Source organism: Rahnella sp. AN3-3W3 (assembly GCF_003263545.1).
GTDB lineage: Bacteria > Pseudomonadota > Gammaproteobacteria > Enterobacterales > Enterobacteriaceae > Rahnella > Rahnella variigena.
The window spans coordinates 1-5,967 of the sequence record NZ_JYDG01000141.1 but is presented as its reverse complement, the minus strand read 5'-3'; the positions used below and the strand labels follow the sequence as shown (position 1 = coordinate 5,967).

Here is a 5,967-nt window from a genome sequence, read left to right as displayed (position 1 = left end):
CTTTATGGGGTCAGTCCAAAAGCGGGCTTTTCTATTTTCAGGTTCTAAGACCAGAGCTTCAGGTTTTCAGGCCAGCGTAAAAGTATCAGTCCAGTTGTAGTTGGTCATGACCAGTTTCACCGGCAAACTGAGTGAACCGAAGTTTTTGTTCTGGTTCTGCAGGAAGAATTCCCGCAAAGACGACGGCAAATATTGCGCACCGTATCGCATGAGCGTGCTGTGCCAGAAGATTTGGGGGATCTCGGTATTCGGGAACCGCTTACGTATTTTACCCGCCCATTGCGTGCTGAGAAGGTGTTCCACCAGTGCCTGACGGAATCGCAAACTTTCCTCATCCGGAAATCCCGCCAGCAGCAACTGATCCGGCAATGCAATCAGTCGCAAATCGCTGATACGCATAATATGTCCACGACAATACTGATTGAAAATCTCAGTCAGTTCGCCAGCATTTTCCGCATCTTCAGGGCGGTCATACAGCGCCTGCGTCACAGCAAAGAAAGTAAAGTGCATACCGTCCGGCGGTGCGACATCCGCCAACACATCGCCCTGCGCCGCCGCTGTGATATCCGCCAGCAATCCGCTCATCGACGGGCCTGCGCGGTTGCCGCTGGTGATAGCCAGGCGGTGCGGATGATAAAAAGGTTCCGTTCTCACCGCGCCCGTTTCCGGATGCTCATTCCATATAGTCAGCGTTTTACTGTTGGTATTTTGATATGCCTGCTGAATCATTTCCTGGGTATGCAAAGCAAACTCCTGTTTTGTCCCAAAGTGAGCGCAATCCGGCGAAAGTGCCTGATGATGCCCTTCACAGAGGAGAAACCTCAAAAAGATTGAGCGAAATCAACATTAGAATCGCGGAATCGGTGCAATATCTATTTCGCAGGTGAATGCAACGTCAAGCGATGGGCGTTGTGCTCCATATTGTCTTATTTCCAAATTTTTAGAATTAATGCATAGCACAATTTAATTCGAACGACGCCGGTCTTATGACCGGCTTTTTTTTGTTTTTTATCAGCCAGTGAGCGCTTTATAACCAGCGACTTTTCTTCATCCACAACGCTACGCCACCGCCCAATACCACCAGACAGGCGCAGAAAATCGCGAAACCAAAGGGTGAGGTGTTCCCCGGAATGCCGCCTAAGTTAACGCCAAACAGGCCGGTCAGGAATGTCGCGGGCAGGAAAACCATCGCCAGCAAAGACATGGTGTAGGTGCGGCGGTTCAGGGAGTCAGCCATCAGTGAGCTGATTTCATCCGATAACACCGCCGTGCGCGCAATGCTGGCATCAAGATCATCCAGCCCGCGCCCCAGACGGTCGGAGATTTCCTGCATCAGACGGCGGTCATCGTCATTCATCCACGGCAGACGTTCACTGGCCAGACGTGAAAACACATCGCGTTGCGGCGCCATATAGCGTCGCAAAACGATCAGTTGTTTACGCAGCAGCGCCATCTGACCGCGCTCCGGCACCTGCTGTTCCATCAGGTCATCTTCGATATCGATGATTTTATCGTGCAAATCTTCGATAAAATTACTGGTCTGATCGGTCAGCGCATCGCAAATCTCAACCAGCCAGCGTCCGGTATTCTTAGGCCCGCTGCCGGATTTCATATCACCAATCATCTCCTCCATCGAAAACACCTTACGGTGACGGGTGGAGACGATCATTTTTTCGGTGAGATAAACGCGAATAGTGACCAGCTGATCGGGACGCGAATCCGCATTGAGATTGATGCTGCGCAAGGTGATTAACGTGCCTTCGCCCACGCGCACTACTTTTGGACGAACGCTGTCACCAGCCAGCGCCTGACGGACGGTATCGGGCAGCACCGGCGTGTTGTTAATCCACTGCTCACTGGCGGGCAGCGTGTAATCCAGATGCAGCCAGCAGGGTTTTTCTTCGCTGGCGACGCACTGCGGACTGATATTACTCACCCCGCCCTGACCGTCCATCTGCAAGGCGTAGACCGCATCTGAAACCTGTAATTCTTTTCCCTTAATAACTTCCACGACATTCCTCGCTTTTTCTGCGTTATCTTTTTAAGTCTAGCGTTAAGTGACTGAAATTCAAAAAGTCAGTTCAGGCGAAATTCACTCTCCTGAAACATTGCAAGATCATGCCACCGGATTTGGAAAAAAGTGTTAAGGCTAATAGGTTTAGTGTGTCGTGATATAGCAGAATATTTCTATCCGCCCGGTGCCTGCATTTCTGCCAGTTCCGGCATCACACTGCGCATCATTTCAAGAAATTTACGTAACCGGGCCGGATAATAGCTGGAATACGGATACACCAGATACACCGGCAATGGCAATGCGTTCCAGCCGGGCAATACGCGCTGCAAACGCCCTGCTTCAAGGTCTTCTTTCACCACCCATGCGGAAACAATACCCGCCCCCAGTCCGGATAGCGCGGCCTTACGCACCGCGTATAAACTGTCCGTCGCCAGACGCGGCACGATGGGAGAACTTTCCATATGTCCGTCATTATCACGACGCAGCGTAACGTCGTTACGATAAAAAGTACTCAGGGAAATCCAGGGTAAGTCTTTTAGCTCACTGAACTGTCTGACCGGATGTTGCTGCAATAATTCCGGCGTCGCGACCACAATGCGCGGAACTTCCGCCAGCAAGATGGCCACCATAGAAGGATCCGGCACATTCCCGACCTGGATCGCACAATCAATATCTTCGGCGATAAAATCCGGCGTGCGGTCGTTGAGCATCCAGTCCACCGAAAGATTCGGATAGCGCTGCAAATAGCGGGTTAACGGTGCGATAAGCTGATCCTGTCCGAACGCGTGCGGCGCACGTACCCGCAAAATGCCGACCGGTTCATCCCCTGCACCGCTCAGTTGATCTTCCAGCGCCGCCCAGCGCTCCAGTACCAGTTTCGCCTGTTCATAACAGCGCTCACCGTCGTCGGTAAGTTTCATGGCGTGCGTAGTGCGCAGAATCAGCTTCGCGCCCAGCAGGCGTTCGAGCGATTGCAAACGGCGGCTGACCGTCGGCTGGCTGGTGCTCAGTTGTACGGCGGCGGCGGAAAGGCTGCCGCTTTCGACAATGCGCACGAAAGTTTGCATCAGATCGATACGATCAATGCCGCTGGTGACGGTCGCTGGGATAGTTATGCTCATACGCCCCACGTATAACTGTTTTACCTTTGTGCAGGCTACCACTTATAACCAGTTCCGTGAAGAATGCTTTCAGCGCGCACCACCTTACGAACTCATTCATCAGGAAATTACGTTATGTCAGAACTCACCAGTACATCAGACGTTAGCGGCTCAGCACTTTCCGGCAAGATCATATTTACACTGGCCGCCGGTGCCGGACTGAGCGTCGCATCGATTTATTACAGTCAGCCGATGCTCGGGATCATGGGTAGTAATCTGAACGCCAGTACCACATCGGTCGGTTTGATCCCTACGCTGACACAAGCCGGTTATGCACTGGGCATTTTGTTTCTCATTCCCCTGGGCGACCGTCATGACCGCCGCACGATTATCCTGCTGAAAAGTATTTTGCTGGCTGTCGCCCTGCTGCTTTGCGGGTTTGTACCGGGTATTCACGGGCTGCTGGTAGCGAGTCTGATCACCGGCGTTGGCGCAACCATGGCGCAGGATATCGTCCCGGCGTCAGCACACCTTGCGCCACCCGCGCAGCGCGGTAAAACCGTCGGTACGGTGATGACCGGCCTGCTGGTCGGGATCCTGCTCTCGCGGGTGTTGAGCGGTTTTGTCGCCGAGTATTTTGGCTGGCGGGTGATGTATCAGCTGGCGGCACTCAGCGTGGCACTGACTGGCGTGGCGCTGTGGCGGGTTCTGCCGCGTTTCACACCGGGTACGCGCATCAGTTATGCCGGTCTGTTGCATTCGATGTTTGGCCTGTGGAAGAACTACAAAACGCTGCGCCATGCGGCACTGGCTCAGGGTTTGCTGTCGGTGGCGTTCAGTGCCTTCTGGTCCACACTGGCGATTATGCTGAATGAACAGTTCCATCTGGGCAGCGCAGTAGCCGGTGCGTTCGGACTGGCGGGCGCTGCCGGTGCTTTAGCGGCGCCGCTGGCCGGTGCGTTAGCCGATAAGAAAGGCCCGGCACGGGTGACTCAGATGGGTTCCGCGCTGGTGATGGTGTCTTTCGCAGCGATGTTCCTGCTGCCTCTGTTGTCGCCACACGCCCAGCTGGCGCTGATTGTGCTGAGCGCTGTCGGTTTTGACTTAGGTATTCAGGCCACGCTGGTTGCGCATCAGACTCTGGTCTACGGCCTTGAACCGGCGGCACGCGGCAGACTGAACGCCCTGCTGTTCACCGTGGTGTTTATCGGTATGTCAGCGGGCGCAGCACTTGGCAGTAAAGCACTGGAAGCCGGTGGCTGGTCAGGCGTGGTGCTGCTGGCGACCGTCGCCGCGGGTGCCGCGTTACTGGTTCGTCTGTTCAGCCGTAAAAGCTGAGTAATGAGAAAAAATAAAAGCGCCCGCTGTTATGTGCAGCGGGCGCTTTTTTATAACGGGAATTTACCCTGACTTTTACTCCGGATATCTGTCAGTGCTTGGTTATATACAGACCATTTAATCAATTGTTTTTATTGATTTTTTATACATCCAAAGATAGTTATACCGTCTACCATACCGTTCATGGAAGAAGTTAACCCGGCTTTGCGGTGGCACGACAGGAATCAACAGCAGCTTTCAGCTCTTTCTCGTAACCGATGCGCTGATGACGTTCAGCGCGCAGAGCCTGCATCTGTTTGTCTATTGAGGAACCGATCGGTAACCGGTCTACAGCGAAGGCTGGCGCTTCGATTGCACCAGGGTCACATGGTACCTGCACGGGGACTTTCACTTCAACATAAACAGGATCTGGAACATTGGCGCGCCCTGTGCAACCGGTCAGGACGACGGTCAGCATTAACATCAGCCATTTCATTTCGCACGCTCCCGCGCCAGCTCAGCATCAAACGCGTAAGATGCCGCAGCACAAACATCAGGGCTATCGACGCGCTCGGACAGTACGTCACTGGCTTTCCCGTAATCATCCTTTGCTAATTCTCTGGCGGCGGCCACGGCATCCTTAGCGGCCTTCTCCCTGTCCGCTCCAGCCTGCTGAAGCGCGGTGATTGCAACGTTCTGCGAAATGATGGTGGCGTTGGCCTGATCCTTCAGGCTGCCACACTTCGACAGTTTGTCGTTCAGGTTGTCAATGGTTGGCTGGTAATGCCGACCGGCCAGCCATGCGCCAAGGCCGACAACCGCACTCAGCGCCAGCAGAACGACGATGATATAGACAATGCCTTTCACGGGGTTAGACATAACGCCTTCTCCTTGTCGCGGCGCGTTACCAGACCGGGCAGAACTTTGCCACCGGCATACACCCAGCGCGGGAACTGATTACACGCTTCGGTGATCTTGCCTTGCCTGAACATCCAGAACATCGTGGACTTCTGCATCGCAGGACAACCAACGTTAAACGTCACGCTCACCGCGGCATCAAACGGCCCCTGTTTCAGCTTCTCTCCGTCTGCATACCGGTTAACGCACTTCTCCGCCTCCAGGATGTTCTTTCCCCAGTCAGCGGCGATCTGCGCGTCCGTCTTGCGAACACCAGGCTTAACACCGTGAGTATTTCCGACGCCGTCAGTCCAGACATCAGCCGGGCATTTGTATGGGTCACGCTGGCAGGACTCAAAATTACCGATCAGTTCCAGACCCTTTTCGCTGGTTCTGACCTGCCCGCTGGCCACCACCATTGCGATGATTGCCGCGATAGAACAGACAGCACCGGCTTTACCGGCTTTCCTGAGGGCGCTCATGCGTCGTTACTCGCACGTTGCAGAGCTTCGTGAACTATCTCAATTGCGGCGGGAGGTTTTGCGGGGTCATAATTCCTGAGAAATTCGGCATACAAATCTGTGCGCCTCTTCTCATCAGCAATAGACGCCAACTTAGCAGCTGAATAGACCCGGGTTT

At 54.0% G+C, this 5,967-nt stretch carries 7 protein-coding genes; 1 reads left to right on the top strand and 6 read right to left on the bottom strand.

The genetic code is table 11. The annotated features are described in order from the left end of the window. Nucleotides 1-66: 66 nt before the first annotated feature. The 3 genes from UC15_RS25370 to UC15_RS25360 all read right to left on the bottom strand — a co-directional run bounded on the left by UC15_RS25370 (nt 67) and on the right by UC15_RS25360 (nt 3,135). Entirely contained in the window at nt 67-744 is a 678-nt protein-coding gene (locus UC15_RS25370) for a hypothetical protein (RefSeq protein WP_112291977.1), read from the bottom strand. A gap of 283 nt (nt 745-1,027) precedes the next feature. After that, nucleotides 1,028-2,011: a zinc transporter ZntB gene (gene zntB / locus UC15_RS25365; RefSeq protein WP_112291976.1), complete on the bottom strand. Its 984-nt coding sequence runs from the start codon at nt 2,009-2,011 to the stop codon at nt 1,028-1,030. A 176-nt stretch (nt 2,012-2,187) separates the two neighbouring features. Continuing rightward, on the bottom strand, nt 2,188-3,135 hold the full coding sequence (locus tag UC15_RS25360) for a LysR family transcriptional regulator (protein WP_198659768.1): 948 nt from the start codon (nt 3,133-3,135) through the stop codon (nt 2,188-2,190). A gap of 114 nt (nt 3,136-3,249) precedes the next feature. On the opposite strand from UC15_RS25360, the gene UC15_RS25355 reads away from it, so the two are divergent. Next, entirely contained in the window at nt 3,250-4,452 is a 1,203-nt protein-coding gene (locus tag UC15_RS25355) for an MFS transporter (protein WP_112291974.1), read from the top strand. Nucleotides 4,453-4,645: 193 nt separating this feature from the next. Here UC15_RS25355 and UC15_RS25350 read toward each other — a convergent pair whose 3' ends face one another. Genes UC15_RS25350 through UC15_RS25340 form a run of 3 tightly spaced genes read right to left on the bottom strand, consistent with a single transcriptional unit; the run spans nt 4,646 to nt 5,810 of the window. Further along, the gene (locus UC15_RS25350) at nt 4,646-4,927 is read right to left on the bottom strand and encodes a hypothetical protein (RefSeq protein ID WP_112291973.1); all 282 of its coding nucleotides are present in this window, start codon (nt 4,925-4,927) and stop codon (nt 4,646-4,648) included. Further along, nucleotides 4,924-5,310, bottom strand: a complete 387-nt coding sequence (locus UC15_RS25345) for a hypothetical protein (protein WP_112291971.1) — start codon at nt 5,308-5,310, stop codon at nt 4,924-4,926. Before UC15_RS25345 ends, UC15_RS25350 begins: the two co-directional genes overlap by 4 nt. Continuing rightward, nucleotides 5,295-5,810 (bottom strand): lysozyme, encoded by a 516-nt coding sequence (locus UC15_RS25340; RefSeq protein WP_112291970.1) that lies wholly within the window; start codon nt 5,808-5,810, stop codon nt 5,295-5,297. The genes UC15_RS25345 and UC15_RS25340 overlap by 16 nt, the downstream gene beginning before the upstream one ends. Nucleotides 5,811-5,967 lie beyond the last annotated feature (157 nt).